Origin of the sequence: Pseudaminobacter soli (ex Zhang et al. 2022) (assembly GCF_014595955.1) — a bacterium.
GTDB lineage: Bacteria > Pseudomonadota > Alphaproteobacteria > Rhizobiales > Rhizobiaceae > Kumtagia > Kumtagia pseudosoli.
This window is the reverse complement of sequence record NZ_JABVCF010000021.1, coordinates 53,014-71,532: the sequence shown is the minus strand read 5'-3', so window position 1 is coordinate 71,532 and position 18,519 is coordinate 53,014. Positions and strand designations below refer to the sequence as shown.

Below are 18,519 nucleotides of genomic sequence, written 5' to 3'. Positions count from 1 at the left end.
TGCCGCTGGAGGACATCAACAAGGGCTTTGACCTGATGAACCAGGGCAAGTCGATCCGAAGCGTTGTGGTATACTGAGAGCAGCGAAGCCGGCCGCTGGGCCGGTAAACATGCTGTTCCGGCATTTGCTGCGGTGAAGCTCCTTCCAAGTCATAGGCGCCACGCGCCGTTCTATTGGGGCTTCACTGCCGCTGCCTTGGCGGCTTTCTCCGCACTCTGGCTGCCAAGGCATCTAGCCATCGGCCTTTCGGCAAATGCATTCTTCCTGGTGTACCTTGTGCTGACCGGCATCAGGATCCCGCGGCTGACTGCGACCTATCTGCGAGCCAACGCTCCGGCGGAGGACGAGCCGGCATCGGTCCTGTTCGCCGTTACTCTGGCGGCGGTGGCGATCGCCGTCGCCTCACTCTTCGTACTGGTCAACGCCCAGCCGAAGCCTGGCGCAGCCGACCTCTTCGTGGCGCTCTCCTCCGTTGCGCTGGGCTGGCTGACCATCCACACGATGGCGTCTATCCACTATGCGCATCTCTACTGGCGCCCGACCGGGGCCGAACGCAAGAAGTCTGCCGGAGGTCTCGCGTTTCCCGGCGAGGGCGCACCGAACGGATACGATTTCCTCTATTTCGGCTTCATCATCGGCATGACGGCGCAGACCTCCGATACCGGAGTGACCTCGACCCAGATGCGGAAGGCTACATTGCTGCACTCGCTTGTCTCATATCTCTTCAACACGGTGCTTGTTGCCGCTGCCGTGAACGTCGTTGTCAGTCTGGGCGGTTCGCATTGAGCGCGCCCCAGATCCTCGTCGACGCCGACGCCTGCCCGGTGAAGGAAGAAGTGGTGCGGGTCGCCGAACGGCTCGGCCTTGTCGTCACCTTCGTCTCCAATGGCGGGCTTCGGCCCTCCCGCGACCCGATGATCCGCCATGTGGTCGTGTCGAAAGGCGCTGATGCGGCCGACGACTGGATCGTGGATAACGCGCAGAAAAACGACATCGTGATCACTGCCGACATTCCCCTCGCCTCGCGGTCGCTTGAAAGGGGTGCACATGTGCTCGGGCCGGCCGGAAAGCCGTTCACCGCGGACAACATCGGCATGGCGATGGCGATGCGGGACCTCGGCCGCCACCTGCGCGAGACCGGCGAAAGCAAGGGCTACAATTCCAGCTTTTCGCGCGAGGACCGGTCGCGTTTCCTTGGCGCACTGGACCAGGTCGCAAGACGGGCGATTGCTGCGGCATCGTAGGTGCTTCCAGCAAGTCCCCAGCGCGCAACGCGCCATCCTTCTTGATGCGCCGGGCGAACAGTGCGAAATTGGCCGAGTGCTGCCGAAGACTTTCGGCATTAACGTCTCGTCTCTCCAAAACGGTCGCGAAGCGCGCCGAGTGAACGAGGCCGGCCATGGTTGCCAGTTCGATCCAGACCCTGCCGAAGGACCGCCCCCTCGTCTATCGCCATGTCCTGTGGACCCGCATCACGCACTGGGTCTGGGCGATCAGCCTGTTCTTCCTGCTCCTTTCAGGGCTGCAGATCTTCAATGCGCACCCGGCACTTTACATCGGGGACCAGTCAGGCTTCGGCTTCGACAACGAAGTCCTCTCGATGACCGCAGAGAACACAGACACTGGGCCCAAGGGATACACCCGCATCCTCGGCCACAGCTTCGACACGTCCGGGCTCCTGGGCCTATCCCAAGCTAGCGGCGAGCCGGCGGCGCGGGGCTTTCCCGCGTGGGCAACGATCCCGTCCTACCAGGACCTCGCCACCGGTCGCGTCATCCACTTCTTCTTCGCCTGGATTTTGGCGGTCACGCTCGCCCTCTGGCTTATCGGCAGCGTTTTGAACGGACATCTCAGCCGCGATCTTGCCCCGCGCGTCGCGGATGTTCGCAACCTGCAGCGCGACGTCGCCGATCATGCGCGGCTGCGGTTCCATCACCAGCGGGACTACAACACGCTGCAGAAATTCGCCTATGCCGGCGTGCTGTTCATCGTCTTTCCGCTGATCGTCGCATCGGGACTTGCCATGTCCCCGACCATGGATACGGTCTTGCCCTGGTTGCCGGAGTTGCTCGGCGGTCGGCAGACCGCGCGCACGATCCACTTCCTCATGATGCTGCTGCTCGTCGGCTTCTTCCTCATTCACATCATCATGATCTTCGCTGCCGGACCGTTGAACGAACTGCGTTCGATCATCACCGGATGGTACCGAGTAGACCACCCGTCCGGCGACGAGGATCAGCCTGCACGGAGGGCCTGACCATGTCCCGCCTGCTTCTCTCGCGCCGCGGCTTCCTCGCCGCTACTGCTCCAGCAGCCGGGCTGCTCCTGTCCGGATGCGATGTGTTGGACGACCTGCAGCCAGACGGCGAATTCCGCGACGTGCTGGCAGGCGCCAACAATCTGACCTACCGGGTGCAGCGCTGGCTTTCCGGCCGCGATTCGCTCGCTCAGGAATTCACCGAATCAGACATCCGCCAGCCGCAACGCCCCAACGGCGTCACGGCACCGGACGACGACTACTACCAGGGCCTCTTGCAGGGAGACTTTGCGGCTTGGAGGCTCGAGGTCGCCGGCCTGATCGAGAAGCCGCTGTCGTTTTCCCTCGAGCAACTCAGGGCGATGCCGTCCCGCACCCAGATCACGCGCCACGACTGCGTTGAGGGCTGGAGCTGCATCGCAAAGTGGACAGGCGTCCCGCTTGCCCTGGTGCTCGACGAGGCACGTGTGAAGCCGCAGGCGCGCTATGTCGTCTTCCATTGCCTGGACACGATCGAGCACGCGCCTTTCGGTGACCTGAAATACTACGGCTCCATCGACCTGATCGACGCCCGTCATCCGCAGACGATCCTGGCCTATGGCGTCAATGGAGGGCCGCTTCCCGTCGAGAATGGCGCGCCCCTGCGGGTTCGGGTGGAACGCCAACTCGGCTACAAGATGCCGAAATATCTCAGCCGAATCGAACTGGTCGACAGCCTGTCCATGATCGGCCTCGGCAGGGGCGGATATTGGGAGGATCGCGGCTACGATTGGTTCGGCGGGATATAGCGGTAACCCGCCTATCCGGTGGCGCAGTGGACTTTTAGGTACACGTTCTCAATGCGTTATAAGATATTCCGCATCTAGCGGTTGTGCATCTGCGACTTCCAAGACATGCTTGCGCAGGCTCCCGGTTTGATCCGGCGGCCGTTTTTCCTCAAGCCACGGAGGTAGTATCGCGTGATTCCAACCGCGAGCATTTTCAACGACCAACCCGATCTGGACACGATGGGCGGCCGCCTGTCCCGCGCTCGTGAGGCTGCCGGCCTCAGCATCCGCGACATGGCCTGGCGGCTCGGAGTCAGCGCGGCGACCATGAAAGGATGGGAGAGCGACCGCTCTCAACCCGAAGCCCGACGCCTGCCGACGATCGCTGGCCTTCTCAATGTCAGTCTTTCATGGATATTGCACGGCGTCGGAACATCGCCGGACGAACCGGGTCCGGTTGCCCTCTCCGGCACTTTCACCGCGCAACTTGATCGGCTGAAGCTGCTCCATATGGAAACCGGTCATCTGATCACTAAGTTGGAAGGCGATCTCGGAAGGTTGCGCGAAGCACCTCCGATCTGACGCGAATTTGTCGGAATGCGACATTTGCCGGGGGCGTGACAAATGGCCCCGCATGGGATATCGCTAGCTGGTCTCGGGCTCACTCAGGTGAGTCCGGCCGGTTTGCGGGAGAGAGCAGCATTGCTGCCGCCGAAGGGGAAATCGCCCGAAATCTCTCAGGCAAAAGAACCGCCGCCGGTTAAGACGCTCTGGAAAGTCGGGGCCGAAATCCCCGCGCCGAAGGTGTAAGCGCCGCCGACAGAGTTCCGGTTGCGCGAGTCTCTCAGGCTTCAGACAGAGGGGCACCATAGGCCGCATTTGCGGTCACATAGGTGCGCTCTGGAGAAGCAATGACTGACGTCGGCCTCAAACGATTACCCCTCGAAGACCTGCATCAGGCGGCCGGAGCGCGATTTGGCGGCTTTGCCGGCTGGTCGATGCCCCTGACCTATCCTGCCGGCGTGATGAAGGAGCACCTTCACACCCGCGAGCACGCCGGTCTGTTCGACATCTCGCACATGCGGCTCATCGAGGTCTCCGGACCTGGTGCGGCCGCGCTGCTGTCGCATGCCTGCCCGCTCGCAGCGGAAGAGATCGTCGAGCGGCAGTCGAAATACACTTTCCTCCTCACCGAGACCGCCGGGATTTCGGACGATCTCATCGTCACCCGGCTGGGTCCGACTCGCTTCATGGTCGTCGCCAATGCCGGCAACGCCGAGAAGGACGCGGCGCATCTGCGCGAGTTCGCCGCCGGGCTCGACGCCAAGGTCGAGCCGCTCGAGCGCGTTTTCCTCGCGATCCAGGGGCCGGAGGCATGGGCCGCGCTGTCCCGCGCAGGCATCGAGACCGGCGAACTGACCTTCATGACCGGCTTCGAGCCGAAGCCGGGCTGGTTCATGAGCCGCTCCGGCTATACCGGCGAGGACGGCTTCGAGATCGGCCTGCCTGAAGCCGATGCCCGCGAGTTCGTGGCAAAACTGCTCGAGGACGACCGCGTCATGTGGGTCGGGCTTGCGGCACGCGACAGCCTGCGGCTCGAAGCCGGCCTGTGCCTCCATGGCCAGGACATCTCCGAGGAAACCGACCCGGTTTCCGCAGGGCTGCTCTGGGCAATCCCGAAGAGGCTGAGGAGCGAAGGCACATTCGTTGGCGCCGAGGCTCTGCACAAGGAAATCGCGCTTGGCGCGCCGGAAAAGCGCGTCGGCCTCAAGCCCGAAGGCCGGCAGCCTGTCCGCGCCGGCGCCGTTCTTACCGACGAGCACGGCCAGGCTGTGGGACGCGTGACTTCAGGCGGCTTCGGCCCCTCGGTCGGGCATCCCGTCGCCATCGGCTATGTCTCCACCCCGCTGGCCGCGGCGGCCACGCGCGTCTTTGCAGACGTGCGCGGCTCAAAGATCGCGCTCGACATCCATCCCCTGCCCTTCGCACCGCATCGCTATCGCAAAGGATAATTCAATGACGCAGACCTATTACACCGAAGACCACGAGTGGATCCGGGTTGACGGAGACACGGCAACGGTCGGGATCACCGACTATGCCCAGGAGCAGCTTGGCGACCTGGTCTTCGTGGAACTGCCCGAGGCCGGCCGAAGCGTGAAGAAGGGCGACACGGCGGTGACTGTGGAGTCGGTCAAGGCCGCTTCCGATGTCTATGCCCCCGCAGACGGCGAGATCCTGGAAGCCAATTCGGCGCTCTCGTCCGAACCTGCGCTAATCAACTCGTCCGCGACCGGCGACGGCTGGCTCTGGAAGATGAAGCTCTCGGACAAGGGCCAACTCGAGGGCCTGATGGACGAAGCCGCCTACAAGAACCACATCGGTTGAAGGATTGCCAATGACCGAGAAACGTTCCGAATTCACCGGCCGCCATATCGGCCCACGCCCCGCCGAGACCCGCGCCATGCTGGCCTCGCTCGGGCTCCCGTCACTTGAGACGCTGATCTCCCAGACGGTCCCGCAGTCGATCCGGCTCGGCCGCCCCCTCGACCTGCCCGAGGCGGCCACGGAAGCCGAGGCGCTGGCCGAACTCGGCGCCATTATGGCGCGCAACCACCTCATGAAGCCGTTCATCGGCCAAGGATATCACAGCACGCTGGTGCCGCCGGTCATCCAGCGCAACCTTTTCGAGAACCCCGCCTGGTACACCGCCTACACGCCCTATCAGGCCGAGATTAGCCAGGGCCGGCTGGAGATGCTGTTTAATTTCCAGACGCTCGTCACCGAGTTGACCGGTCTGCCGGTCGCCTCGGCCTCGCTGCTCGATGAAGCCACGGCGGTGGCCGAGGCTGTCGGCATCGCCTATCGCCATCACAGGGAGAAGCGCAGCCGCGTCGTCCTGGGCGGCACCCTGCATCCGCAGGTGCTCGACGTCACGCGCACCCGCGCCGAGCCGCTGGGCATCACCCTGGACGATGGCCCGATCGACGACACGGCTGCCGCGCTGATCCTGCCATGGCCGGATACTTACGGCGTCTATCATGATCACTCGGAAGCCATCGCCAAGGCGAATACCTGCGACGCCCTCGTGATCGTGGTTGCCGATCCGCTTGCGCTGACGCTGCTCCAGGCTCCGGCCAAATTCGGCGCGGAAGTCGTCGCCGGGTCGATGCAGCGTTTCGGCGTGCCCATCGGCTATGGCGGCCCGCATGCCGCCTATCTCGCGGTCAGCGATCGGTTGACCCGTCTCATGCCCGGCCGTCTCGTCGGGCAGTCGCAGGACACCAAGGGCCGGCCAGGCTACCGCCTGGCGCTGCAGACGCGCGAGCAGCACATCCGCCGCGACAAGGCGACGTCGAACATCTGCACGGCACAGGCGCTGCTCGCCAACATGGCGGCGGCCTACGCGATCTGGCATGGGCCGGAGGGACTGCAGGCGATCGCCCAGCGGGTGCATGGCTTTGCCTCGCGCTTCGCCGCCGCGCTCCGATCTGCGGGGATCGCGTTGGCTGGCGAGCTTCTCTTCGACACTGTCGCTGCGACCGTCTCCGGCCGCGCACGGGCCATTGCCGCCACTGCGGAGAGGACCGGAAGATTGGTTCGCGTGATCGACGAGGATCGCGTCTCCATCGCCTTCGACGAAGCTTCGACGGAGGCGGACCTCGCCGCGCTTGCCGCGCTGTTCGGCGCAAAAGTACCGGTTGAGGCCCCGTCGCTTCTGCCGGAGACCGGCCGCAACGGTCATTTCCTCTCGCAGCCGGTCTTTCACGAGCACCGCTCAGAGACGGAGATGATGCGCTACCTGCGGAGGCTGGCGGACAAGGATCTTGCGCTCGACCGCACGATGATCCCGCTCGGCTCCTGCACCATGAAGCTCAACGCCGCCGCCGAGATGGCGCCGGTCAGTTGGCCGAGTGTCGCGAACCTGCATCCCTTCGCCCCTGCGGAACATGCCGAAGGCTACCGCGCCATGGTGGGGCAGCTCGAAAACTGGCTTGCCGAGATCACCGGCTTCGACGCGGTCTCGCTGCAGCCCAATGCCGGCAGCCAAGGCGAATATGCCGGTCTGCTGGCGATCCGCCGCTATCATCTTGGGCGCGGCAACGGCAATCGGACCGTGTGCCTGATCCCGTCCTCCGCGCACGGCACTAATCCGGCCAGCGCCTCGATGGCCGGCATGTCGGTCGTGGTGGTGCGCTGCACGGAGGCCGGCGATATCGACATCGCCGACCTGCGCGCCAAGGCCGAGCAGCACTCTGAGAATCTCGCGGCCATCATGGTCACCTATCCCTCGACACACGGCGTGTTCGAGGAAGGCATCCGCGAAGTCTGCGACATCGTCCACCAGCATGGCGGGCAGGTCTATCTCGACGGCGCCAATCTCAACGCGATGGTCGGGCTGGCCCGGCTGGGCGACATCGGCGGCGACGTCTGCCACATGAACCTGCACAAGACCTTCTGCATCCCGCATGGCGGCGGCGGTCCGGGCGTCGGGCCGACCGGCGTCAAGGGACATCTCGCGCCCTACCTGCCGGGCCACGTGGATTTAGGAAGCGCGCACGCGGTCTCGGCCGCGCCATACGGCAGCGCGTCGATCCTGCCGATCACCTGGATGTACATCCGGATGATGGGTGCAGCCGGGCTGAAGCAGGCGACCGAGATGGCGATCCTCAACGCCAACTACATCGCCGAGCGGTTGAAGACGCACTATCCGGTGCTCTATGCCGGCCGCAACGGACGCGTCGCGCACGAGTGCATCCTCGACACGCGGGTGCTCAAGGAGAAGGCGGGCATCAGCGTCGAGGATGTCGCGAAACGGCTGATCGACTACGGTTTCCACGCGCCGACCATGTCCTGGCCGGTGGCGGGTACGCTGATGGTCGAGCCGACCGAATCGGAGCCAAAGGAGGAGATCGACCGCTTTTGCGAGGCAATGATCTCGATCGCGCGCGAGGCCGAGAAGGTCGCTTCGGGCGAATGGCCGAAGACGGACAATCCGCTGGTCAACGCGCCGCACACCGCGACGGAAGCGCTGGCGCTGGAATGGACCCATCCCTACTCGCGGTTGGAGGCTGCCTATCCGGCTGCCGATCCTGACACGACGGCAAAATACTGGCCGCCGGTTTCGCGCATCGACAACGTCGCCGGCGACCGCAATCTCGTCTGCTCCTGCCCGCCGCTGGAGGCGCTCGCGAGCTGATCTGCTGCAATGCTCGTAGCTCCCTGTTTTTCGGGAGCTACGAGCATACCTTTCGCGTTGAGGCCACAAACCTGCGTCGGCGCGGCGGCCCCTACCCATGCATGCGCCATGATCGAGGCACACGCAAAGGGATGGCGGCATGTACTACATCGCAGTGGCGACGGACTATGACGGCACGCTCGCCCATGACGGCGTCGTGGAGGAGCGAACGCTCAAGGCGTTGCAACGGCTGAAGGACACCGGCCGCAAGCTGATCCTGGTGACCGGACGCGAACTCCCCGACCTGAAGCGCGTCTTTCCGGAGCTGGATATTTTCGACAAGGTCGTCGTCGAGAACGGCGCCCTGCTCTACACGCCCGCGACCGGCGAGGAGAAGCCGCTGGCGCCTGCCCCCTCCGCCGAGTTCGTCACCGAACTGAAGCGACGCGGCGTCGAGCCGATCTCGGTTGGCCGATCGATCGTGGCCACGTGGGAGCCGCATCAGACCACAGTACTGGAAACCATCCAGTCCATGGGCCTTGCCATGGAGATCATCTTCAACAAGGGCGCAGTCATGATCCTGCCGAGCGGGATCAACAAGGCGACCGGGCTAGCCGCCGCGCTCGAAGACCTCTGCATCTCGCCACACAATGTCGTCGCGATCGGAGATGCGGAGAACGATCACGCGTTCCTGCGCGCCTGCGGCTGCAGCATCGCGGTCGCCAATGCCCTGCCCGCAGTCAAGGAGACCGCCGATCTGGTCACCGGGGGAGCGAGAGGGCGCGGTGTGGAGCAACTCATAGAAGAGCTCATCGAGCACGACCAGGATCTCGGCAAGGCGCCCCGCAACCGCATCGCCTTCGGCAAGGACGAGAAGGACAGATACGCCGAGTTGCGTCCGTCCGACTGCATCCTCATCGCGGGCAGCTCTGGGATCGGCAAGTCTACCCTGGCCACCGCCATCACCGAACGGTGCATCGAGAAGAAGTTCCAGTTCTGCGTGGTGGATCCGGAGGGCGACTACAGTGAGTTGGAGTTCTCGGTAAAGATCGGCGAAGCGGCCGAGCCGCCGACGATGGAGCAGGTGCTCAGCCTTCTCGAGAAGACCGACACAAACCTCGTCGTCGAATGTCTCGGCGTGGATCTGGAGGATCGGCCCGCGTTCTTCGCCGAGTTCCTGTCGAGCATCACCGGCTTCCGCGCCAAGGTCGCCCGGCCGCACTGGCTGATCACCGACGAGGCGCACCACATGCTGCCGAAACGGCGCGACGCGACCTCGCTTGCCCTGTCCAAGCAGTTGCCTGGGACGATCCTGATCACGGTCCACCCCGACGCAATGTCGCCGGAGGCGCTGAACCTCGTCACCGTCGTCATGGCTCTGGGCGCAAAGGCTCCTGATGTCGTCAAGACCTTCTGCAATGTTACCGGCAAGACCCCGCCTTCGAGCCTCGTAGTTCCGGGCAAGGACCAGGTTCTGTACTGGCGGCCCGGCTCGCGCGAAGGGTTGCGCCTGGTGACGCCAGAGCAACCGAAGCAGTCGCGCAAGCGGCATACTCGCAAATATGCCCAGGGCGAGATCGACGAGGCAGGGAGCTTCTATTTCCGGGGCCCGAAGGGCGAGATGAAGCTGAGAGCGCAGAATCTTTCGATGTTCGTGCAGATCGCCGAAGGGATTGACGACAGGACGTGGGAGCACCACCTGCGCGCCGGCGATTATTCCGACTGGTTCCGTCGCCAGATCCGCGACGACGAACTAGCCGACGAAACCGCGGAAGTGGAGGAAGACGAGTCGCTGCCGCCTGAGGAAAGCCGCAAGCTCATTGCCGAAGCGGTGAAGCGCCGCTACACCGGACCCGCTGAGGCACAGGACTGACTACCGGGACCAACTCCCCGCGGATGTTACACTAAACCACATCCCCGCCACGATTGGCGTGGACAGCCTCGCGAACGAATCGCGAACCGGTGTCATCGCCGTTGCTTTTCGTGCAAATATCGCACCTGCCGAATCATCACTGAAGGCCTCATGGACGACAATAGCAACGATCTCTTTGACTCGATCAGTCCATCGGCTCCGCGCCCCGCGCGGACGGCCGACCCGATTGTGCAGGCTGCGAAGAAGAGCGTCGCCGCAAGGGACAGCAGCGAATCCTATGACGCCAGCCACATCGAGGTTCTCGAGGGCCTCGAGCCCGTCCGCCGGCGGCCGGGCATGTATATCGGCGGCACCGACGAGAAGGCGCTGCACCATCTGTTCGCGGAAGTCATCGACAACTCGATGGACGAGGCCGTAGCCGGGCACGCCACATTCATCGAGGTCGAGCTTTCGGCCGACGGCTTCCTGACGGTGACCGACAACGGCCGCGGTATCCCTGTCGACCCGCATCCGAAATTCAAGGACAAGTCGGCGCTCGAAGTCATCATGACCACGCTGCACGCCGGCGGCAAGTTCGACTCCAAGGTGTATGAGACGTCCGGCGGCCTGCACGGCGTCGGCGTTTCGGTGGTGAACGCGCTCTCCGACCACCTCGAGGTCGAGGTCGCCCGCGGCCGAAAGCTCTATCGCCAGCGCTTTTCGCGCGGTGTGCCGCAGGGCGGGCTGGAACTACTCGGCGACGTGCAGAACCGCCGCGGCACCCGCACGCGCTTCCATCCAGATGCGCAAATCTTCGGCGAGGGCGCGAAGTTCGAGCCGGCGCGCATCTACCGCATGGCGCGGTCCAAGGCCTACCTCTTCGGTGGCGTCGAAATCCGCTGGTCGTGCGCGCCCGAACTCATTGCCGACAAGGACAAGACACCGGACAAAGCCGTCTTCCACTTTCCCGGAGGCCTGAAGGACTATCTGGTCGCCTCACTCGGCGACGAGTTCCAGGTGACCCGTGAGGTCTTCGCTGGAAAAAGCGAGCGCCAGGGCGGTCACGGCTCGATCGAATGGGCGGTGACCTGGTACGGCGGCGACGGGTTCCTCAATTCCTACTGCAACACCATTCCGACCCCTGAGGGCGGAACCCACGAAGCCGGCTTCCGCTCGGTTCTGACCCGCGGCCTCAAGGCCTATGCCGATCTGGTCGGCAACAAGCGGGCGGCGGTGGTCACGCCCGAGGACGTGATGATCTCCGCGGCAGGCATGCTCTCGGTCTTTATCCGAGAGCCGGAGTTCGTTGGCCAGACCAAGGACCGGCTCGCTACCGCCGAGGCGATCCGCATCGTCGAGTCGGCCGTGCGCGACGCCTTCGACCACTGGCTCGCCGACAATCCGCAGGAATCCTCAAAACTGCTCGACTGGGTGATCGCGCGCGCCGACGAGCGCCTGCGCCGCCGTCAGGAAAAGGAAGTCAGTCGCAAGAGCGCCGTGCGCAAGCTGCGCCTGCCCGGGAAGCTCGCTGACTGCACCCAGAACGCCGCTGCAGGCGCCGAGATCTTCATCGTAGAAGGCGACTCGGCGGGCGGCTCGGCCAAGCAGGCGCGCGACCGCCAGTCGCAGGCGGTGCTGCCGCTGCGAGGAAAAATCCTCAACGTTGCCAGTGCAGGCAGCGACAAGCTCGCGGCGAACCAGACCATTGCCGACCTGATACAGGCGCTCGGCTGCGGCACGCGCACGCGCTACCGCGAGGAGGATCTCCGCTACGACCGCGTGATCATCATGACCGACGCGGACGTGGACGGTGCGCACATCGCCTCGCTGCTCATCACCTTCTTCTACCAGGAGATGCCGCAGCTCATCCGCGGCAACCACCTTTATTTGGCGGTTCCCCCGCTCTACCGCATCAGCCAGGGCGGCAAGGTGCTGTATGCCCGCAACGACGCCCACAAGGACGAGCTTCTGCGGACCGAGTTCACCGGGCGCGGCAAGATCGAGATCGGCCGGTTCAAGGGTCTTGGCGAGATGATGGCCGCCCAGCTCAAGGAAACCACGATGGACCCCAAGAAGCGCACGCTGCTCAGGGTCGAGGTGATCGACGAGGAGGATGCCACCAAATCAGCGGTCGAGGCACTGATGGGCACAAAGGCCGAGTTGCGCTTCCGCTTCATCCAGGAGCGCGCCGAGTTTGCGCATACGGAAGAGTTGGACATCTGAGGTGGCGACTTTGCGCCTGCGGGCGAGCCAGCACCTTATCGGCAACAATCAACCTTCCGTCGCGGACGAGCTTCAAAAGACGCACTGAAATTCCATGATCGTCCGTCCCCGGCCGAACATTTTTCAGCTCTTTTTCGTGATGCGCGGATCGATCGTCCCGCGCATCCTGCCGCATATCGTCGGCTTCGCGCTCTACGCCGCTCTCATCGTCGCCGCCGTCTCGTACTTCGCGCTCGACATGAGCAGCTTCAACATCGCGCCGTTCGGCCTGCTCGCGGTGACGCTCTCCATCTATCTCGGCTTCCGCAACAACGCCGCCTACGATCGCTGGTGGGAGGCTCGAAAACTGTGGGGCCAACTCGTCTACGACATCCGCAATTTTTCGCGCGCAGCGACGGCTCTGATCGTCGATCGCGACGAGCACCGGGCGCTGCTGATGAACGCCCTCGCCTTCTGCCACATGCTACGCGGGCAGCTTCGCCGCATCGACGCCACGACAGATGCGAGGACCTTCATCGGGAAAGACGCCGACAGCCTCGCCGGGTTTCTCAACAAACCCGACGAACTGGTCCGGAGCATGGGCCGGCAGATCGCATCAGCCAGCCGGAGCGGAGCGCTCGACCCGATCGGCTTTCGCATCCTCGACGAGCGCCTCGCTTCGATCGCGGCGATACAGGCTGGTTGCGAGCGGATCGCCGGCACGCCGCTGCCCTTCGCCTACACGCTGCTGCTTCAGCGCACGGCCCATATCGTCTGTCTTCTGCTGCCCTTCGGGCTGGTCTCGACGACCGGCTGGGCGACGCCGCTGTTCACCGCGCTGCTTGCCTACACTTTTTTCGGTCTCGACGCGTTGTCGGAGGAGTTGGAGGATCCGTTCGGGACGGAGGCAAACGATCTGGCCCTCGACGGACTGTGCCGGGTCTGCGAGATTTCAGTGCTCGAGGCTCTCGGCGAGCCAGCGCCGCCGATGCTGCCGGCGAAGAACTATTTCTTCTCCTGAGAGGATTGGCGCAAAAAGCGAGCCGCCTGCAGTCGCTACGCCCAAATGACGAGGGTCAAACGCGATGATCAAGCGCATCTGGAACGGCTACACCACCCAAGAGAATGCCGACGCTTATGAGCGGCTCCTGGACAGCTTCGTCTTTCCCGGCATCGAGGCCAAGAAGATCCCCGGCTATCGCGCGATCGAGTTGCTGAGGCGCGACAACGGCGAGGAAGTGCAGTTCACGACGATCATGAGCTTCGATTCACTGGAGAACGTAATCGACTTCCAGGGTCCGGACTACGAAGCAGCCTATGTGCCCGCCGAGGCGCGCAAGATCCTGAAGAGGTGGGACGAGCGGTCGACCCATCACGAAGTGCGTCAGACCCGGAACTACGGCTGATCCGCGCTCCCGGTTCGGGGCTACTGCGGCAGCGGGCCGAAACGGATGCGAAAACGGCGGTTCTCGCGGCCCTTCTTCTCGATCTTGCCGATGTGGATCGCGCCGACCTCAGCGGTCGAGCGTACATGCGTGCCGCCGCACGGCTGGCTGTCCACCGACCCGTTCTCGCCAATGCCAACCAGGCGGATGCGGCCAGTTCCGGACGGGGGTCGCACGTTCTTCGACTTCACCAGGTTTGGATTGGCGGCGAGATCTTCGTCGGTAATCCAGCGAGTGAAGACCGGGTGGTCGGCAGCGATCAGTTGCATCAGCCGCTCGCTGACCAGTTCCTTCGTGTAGCTCGGATCCGGGATGTCGAAATCCACCCTGCTCTCCGCCTCGCCGACAGCAGCGCCGGTGATCGGGAAGGGACAGACCACGGTGAGCAGATGGCAGGCCGTATGCATGCGCATCAACTGAAGACGCCGCGGCCAGTCGATCACGACCCGGACCATTTCGCCGGGCTCCGGCAGGCTCTGGTCTGGAGCAGGAACGTGGATGATCTCGTCCTTGGTCTCGCCGGTGACCGTCGTCGCGATGGCGATGCGGCCGCCATCCGGCCGAACAATATAGCCCGTATCGCCGGGCTGGCCGCCGGAGGTGGCGTAGAACACAGTACGGTCAAGCAGGATGCCGCCGCGCTCGTTCACTCCGATGACGCGCGCCTCGGTCTCCTGGAGATAGGCATCCTCGCGGAAGAGCGCCCCCGTGCCCTCAGTCATCGTCAAACCTGCTCGTAGGGCACGGAGATTTCGGGCGTGCGGTCCATCCACTCAGGCACCGGCAGGTTCTTGCTGCGCAGGAAGGACGGATTGAACATCTTCGACTGATAGCGAGTGCCATAGTCGGCGAGGACGGTGACTATGGTGTGGCCCGGCCCGAGTTCGCGCGCCAGCCGGATCGCACCGGCGATGTTGATGCCGGTCGACCCGCCGAGGCAGAGCCCCTCCTCCTGCACCAGATCGAACACGATCGGCAGCGCCTCCTCGTCCGGGATCTGGAACGAGAAGTCGGGCGTGAAGCCGTCCAGATTGGCGGTGATCCTGCCCTGCCCGATTCCTTCGGTGATCGAACTGCCCTCGGCCTTGAGTTCGCCGGTGGTATAGAAGCTGTACAAGGCTGCCCCCAGCGGATCGGCGAGGGCGATCTTCACGTCCTTGCGCTTCGCCTTCAGTCCCATGGCAACACCCGCCAGCGTGCCGCCGGTCCCGACTGCCGAAACGAAGCCGTCCACCTTGCCCTGCGTGCCGGTCCAGATCTCCTCGGCGGTCGTTCGGATGTGGCCGTCGCGATTGGCGATGTTGTCGAACTGGTTGGCCCAGATCGCACCGTTCGGCTCGGTGCGCGCAAGCTGCTCGGCGAGGCGCCCGGACACCTTCACGTAGTTGTTCGGGTTCTTGTACGGAACGGCGGGCACTTCGATGAGTTCGGCGCCGAGCACGCGCAGCGCGTCCTTCTTCTCCTGGCTCTGGGTGTCTGGGATGACGATTACGGTCCTGTAGCCGAGCGCCTTGGCGACGACGGTGAGGCCGATGCCGGTGTTGCCGGCGGTGCCTTCGACGATCACGCCGCCCGGACGCAGCAAGCCCCGCTTCTCGGCATCACGGATGATGAAGAGGCCGGCCCGGTCCTTCACCGACTGGCCGGGGTTCATGAATTCGGCCTTGCCGAGGATTTCGCAGCCGGTTTCCTCCGATGCGCGCCGCAGACGAATAAGCGGCGTGTTGCCGATCGCGTCGATCACCGAACCAAGCATTGGACGTTTCCTGTTGTCGACCGGCGCTCACTCGCCCCGGTTGCGATTTAGGCGAAGCAGCGGCGATTGCGCCGCACGCGACCGCTTTCCTGCCAGAGACCGCCCTGACATTCAACGATGGCTGTTCTGGCGAATGGGCTTGGCGTGGACGAATTTTCCAACCGAACCCCGTTCAGCCGATCGGCTTGGCGCCAAGGCTCAGGAGACGGTGTCCGGCTTAGCGTCGCGTGAGAACAGGTAGATCAACAGCGATGCGCCCAGGACAGCCCCAATGAACAGGAAGAGCGCGCGGTAGGCCGCTTCAGGCGCCTCCGGCACCATGCTGCTGGTCACCACCCAGCCGGTTGCGAACTGCATCAGGGCGACGCCGCCGATCGCAAAGAAGTTCATCAGCGTCACGCCGCGCCCGATGAGATGGGACGGCAGAAACGCACGGCCATGCGCCATGAGCAAACCGTAGCTGGCGCCTGCGAGCCCAACCAGCATCAGCAGGACGGTCGAGGCGGTCACCGAATCGTCGGGGAAAGCGCCCAGCGCCAGGATCGAGACCATGCTGAGCATCGTCCCGCCGACAGCGACCCATTTACGCGTACCGAAGAACTGATCGAGCGGCCCGTAGATGAACGAGCCGGCCACCATGGCGAGCGCCATGAAGAAGGTGACGCGGCCAATTCCCAGGACATCGGCTGCAAACACGTCCGCAAGATAGGGTCCGGCCCACAGCCCGCGGATTCCTATCGACGGAGCATAGGCAAACGTCATCAATGGCAAAATCGCCCACAGCACTGGCATGCGGAGCAGTTCCGCGTAACCGGAAAAACCTGCCGGCTGCGCCGACTCGGAGCACTGGCGTTCCGGATCGCGGACGAGGATGTACAAAGCGGCAGCGACAGCGAGCGTCACCAGGCACAGTCCAGCCATTGTCGCACGCCAGCCGAATGCCTGCTCGGCGTAGGCGAGCGGCGCGGTGCCGATGACGTTGCCTGCCGTCCCGAACGCGACCAGCCAGGACGCAAGCATGGCGAAGCGAGCCGGAGAATAGAGGCGCGCGAAGATGAAGAGGGCGGCCATCAGCACGGGTCCGCATCCGATCCCGGTCAGGGCAGTCGCCGCGACGATCATCCAGGGCCCGGTCGCAAGCGCGAACAGCAAGGTGCCGCCGCCGGCTCCGAGCGCGAGAACAATGGCTACCGTCTTGCGGGGGCCGATCCGGTCCAGAGCGACGCCGATCGGAAACTGGGAAAGCGCGAAGGTCAGATAGAAAGCGCCGGAGGCGATCGATAAATCGGCCTTGGTGACGCCGAGTTCAACACCAAGCACAGGCGTCAGCACCGCAAGAAACGAGCGGTAGAACTGGCTGAGTACATAGGCGACCGCGAGCGCCGATATTCCGGCCATGAACTGTCCTTGAACAGAAACGGCCGGAGCCGTGGCTCCAGCCGCCGTAATTCAACTTTCCTCCTCAGGCAATTGGACCAAACCAATACTCGTTCGGCCCAGATGCTTGTCAGGCGGCGTTCTGCTGGCCGCGGCGGCGGAAGGGCCGCTTCTTGCCGGGAGCGCGATTCTCGCCCGCTGGCTGCTCGGCAAAACGCTTGGCGCCCTGCGGCTTGTCAGAAAAGCGCTTTCCGCCCTCCTTGTTTGCGGAGAACGGCTTCTTGCCAAAGCCTTGCCGCGGCTTTGCCGGCCCGCCCGGCCGTCCGGCGCGATGGTGCTCGCGCGGTTGCTGCGCATGTTCCCTGTCCGACTCTGCCTGGCGAATACGCGGCTCGCCCTGCGGGTCCGGCTCGCCAAGATGATCGGCCGCGACCGGCAGCTTCATGCGGATGATCCGCTCCACGGCCCGCAGCTTGGCGTTCTCGTTCGGGTCGACGAGGGTCAGCGCGACACCATCCGCACCATTGCGACCGGTCCGGCCGATGCGGTGGACATAGGTCTCCGCCTCGTCCGGAAGGTCGAAGTTCACTACATGCGAGATGCCGGGGACGTCGATGCCGCGCGCCGCGATATCGGTTGCGACTAGGATGCGCACCGAGCCATCACGAAAACCGTTGAGGGCCTTCTGGCGGGCGTTCTGCGACTTGTTGCCGTGGATGACCGCAGCACTGAAGCCGTCGCGCTCAAGGTCGCGCACCACGCGGTCGGCGCCGTGCTTGGTGCGGGCGAAGACCATGACGGAAGACATCGCCGGATCGGCGAGCATTGTGGCCAGCACCTTGCGCTTCTGCTTCAGCCTGGCCAGCACGACGCTCTGCCGGATCTCGGCCGCCGTGGTACCCTGCGGCGCCACCTCGACATGCACCGGATCCTTCAGGATCGAGCGGGCAAGCGACTCGATCTCAGACGGCATGGTGGCGGAAAAGAATGCGGTCTGGCGGTCGCGATGCGTGGCGCCGGCGATGCGGCGCACGTCGTTTATGAAGCCCATGTCGAGCATGCGGTCGGCTTCGTCGAGAACCAGCCAGCGTGTCTCGTGCAACTTCACCTCGCCTTCGCGGACGAGGTCGGTGAGGCGCCCGGGGGTGGCGATCAGGATGTCGACGCCCGGCGCCATACGCTTGACCTGGCTGAAGCGCGACACGCCGCCAAGCACCAGCGCGGTGGAGATGTGCGTTCCCTTCGACAGAAGACGGATCGTCTCCTCGATCTGGACGGCGAGTTCGCGGGTCGGCGCCAGGATTAGCGCGCGTGCAGTACGGGGAAGCCGCTTCGTACCGAGCGCCGCGATACTGGAGAGGATCGGCAGCGTGTAGGCCGCGGTCTTGCCCGAGCCGGTCTGCGCAACACCCAGGATGTCGCGGCCTTCGATCTGGGGCGGAATCGCCTTGATCTGGATCGGCTTCGGGCTGTCGAAGCCGGCGGCCTCCGTGGCCTTCAGCAACGCGCCGGTAATTCCCAGGGATGCAAAGCCTTCGAGCTTTGCCGGATTTTCAGTTTGCAATGTTTTTCTTCTTTCGTGCGGCATGCAGCCGCGAAGTGCCCGCAACGGGGCGCAACCCGCCATGAGCAAGGAATCGTGAAACAACAAGACGGCGGGAAGAAAACAGGCCCGCACGGCTGCGCT

At 64.3% G+C, this 18,519-nt stretch carries 16 protein-coding genes and 1 riboswitch; of the genes, 12 read left to right on the top strand and 4 right to left on the bottom strand.

What is annotated here, in order from left to right:
• Window positions 1-132 precede the first annotated feature (132 nt).
• From HUI96_RS26945 to HUI96_RS29705, 12 genes are all read left to right on the top strand, one after another.
• Window positions 133-786 (top strand): DUF1345 domain-containing protein, encoded by a 654-nt coding sequence (locus HUI96_RS26945; protein WP_188257791.1) that lies wholly within the window; start codon window positions 133-135, stop codon window positions 784-786.
• Window positions 783-1,244, top strand: a complete 462-nt coding sequence (locus tag HUI96_RS26940) for a YaiI/YqxD family protein (RefSeq protein WP_188257790.1) — start codon at window positions 783-785, stop codon at window positions 1,242-1,244. Before HUI96_RS26945 ends, HUI96_RS26940 begins: the two co-directional genes overlap by 4 nt.
• 155 nt (window positions 1,245-1,399) lie before the next feature.
• Window positions 1,400-2,257: a cytochrome b/b6 domain-containing protein gene (locus HUI96_RS26935; protein WP_188257789.1), complete on the top strand. Its 858-nt coding sequence runs from the start codon at window positions 1,400-1,402 to the stop codon at window positions 2,255-2,257.
• A 2-nt stretch (window positions 2,258-2,259) separates the two neighbouring features.
• A complete protein-coding gene (locus tag HUI96_RS26930; RefSeq protein ID WP_188257788.1) occupies window positions 2,260-3,045 on the top strand; it encodes a molybdopterin-binding protein in 786 nt (261 codons plus the stop codon).
• Window positions 3,046-3,216: 171 nt separating this feature from the next.
• Window positions 3,217-3,606 (top strand): helix-turn-helix domain-containing protein, encoded by a 390-nt coding sequence (locus tag HUI96_RS26925; protein WP_188257787.1) that lies wholly within the window; start codon window positions 3,217-3,219, stop codon window positions 3,604-3,606.
• A gap of 95 nt (window positions 3,607-3,701) precedes the next feature.
• A riboswitch (glycine riboswitch) is annotated at window positions 3,702-3,787 on the top strand.
• A gap of 148 nt (window positions 3,788-3,935) precedes the next feature.
• Window positions 3,936-5,036 carry a glycine cleavage system aminomethyltransferase GcvT gene (gene gcvT, locus HUI96_RS26920; protein WP_188257786.1) on the top strand — a complete coding sequence of 367 codons (1,101 nt, stop codon included), beginning with the start codon at window positions 3,936-3,938 and terminating at the stop codon, window positions 5,034-5,036.
• A 4-nt stretch (window positions 5,037-5,040) separates the two neighbouring features.
• The gene (gene gcvH, locus HUI96_RS26915; protein WP_188257785.1) at window positions 5,041-5,409 is read left to right on the top strand and encodes a glycine cleavage system protein GcvH; all 369 of its coding nucleotides are present in this window, start codon (window positions 5,041-5,043) and stop codon (window positions 5,407-5,409) included.
• Window positions 5,410-5,419: 10 nt separating this feature from the next.
• A complete protein-coding gene (gene gcvP, locus HUI96_RS26910) occupies window positions 5,420-8,221 on the top strand; it encodes an aminomethyl-transferring glycine dehydrogenase (RefSeq protein WP_188257784.1) in 2,802 nt (933 codons plus the stop codon).
• A 139-nt stretch (window positions 8,222-8,360) separates the two neighbouring features.
• Window positions 8,361-10,073 carry an HAD-IIB family hydrolase gene (locus tag HUI96_RS26905; RefSeq protein ID WP_188257783.1) on the top strand — a complete coding sequence of 571 codons (1,713 nt, stop codon included), beginning with the start codon at window positions 8,361-8,363 and terminating at the stop codon, window positions 10,071-10,073.
• A gap of 150 nt (window positions 10,074-10,223) precedes the next feature.
• Window positions 10,224-12,275, top strand: a complete 2,052-nt coding sequence (gene parE, locus HUI96_RS26900; RefSeq protein ID WP_188257782.1) for a DNA topoisomerase IV subunit B — start codon at window positions 10,224-10,226, stop codon at window positions 12,273-12,275.
• A gap of 94 nt (window positions 12,276-12,369) precedes the next feature.
• Window positions 12,370-13,275, top strand: coding sequence for a bestrophin family protein (locus tag HUI96_RS26895; RefSeq protein WP_188257781.1), 906 nt, complete (start codon window positions 12,370-12,372; stop codon window positions 13,273-13,275).
• 64 nt (window positions 13,276-13,339) lie between these two features.
• Window positions 13,340-13,660 carry an antibiotic biosynthesis monooxygenase gene (locus tag HUI96_RS29705; protein ID WP_188257780.1) on the top strand — a complete coding sequence of 107 codons (321 nt, stop codon included), beginning with the start codon at window positions 13,340-13,342 and terminating at the stop codon, window positions 13,658-13,660.
• 20 nt (window positions 13,661-13,680) lie between these two features.
• Here the strand turns inward: HUI96_RS29705 and HUI96_RS26885 are convergent, their stop codons facing one another.
• The 4 genes from HUI96_RS26885 to HUI96_RS26870 all read right to left on the bottom strand — a co-directional run bounded on the left by HUI96_RS26885 (window position 13,681) and on the right by HUI96_RS26870 (window position 18,420).
• Complete coding sequence (locus tag HUI96_RS26885; protein ID WP_188257779.1) at window positions 13,681-14,421, bottom strand: alanyl-tRNA editing protein; 741 nt, start codon at window positions 14,419-14,421, stop codon at window positions 13,681-13,683.
• Between the two features lie 2 nt (window positions 14,422-14,423).
• A complete protein-coding gene (locus HUI96_RS26880) occupies window positions 14,424-15,455 on the bottom strand; it encodes a cysteine synthase A (protein ID WP_188257778.1) in 1,032 nt (343 codons plus the stop codon).
• 198 nt (window positions 15,456-15,653) lie between these two features.
• Window positions 15,654-16,853, bottom strand: coding sequence for an MFS transporter (locus tag HUI96_RS26875; RefSeq protein ID WP_188257777.1), 1,200 nt, complete (start codon window positions 16,851-16,853; stop codon window positions 15,654-15,656).
• A gap of 109 nt (window positions 16,854-16,962) precedes the next feature.
• Window positions 16,963-18,420 (bottom strand): DEAD/DEAH box helicase, encoded by a 1,458-nt coding sequence (locus HUI96_RS26870; RefSeq protein WP_337918656.1) that lies wholly within the window; start codon window positions 18,418-18,420, stop codon window positions 16,963-16,965.
• Window positions 18,421-18,519 lie beyond the last annotated feature (99 nt).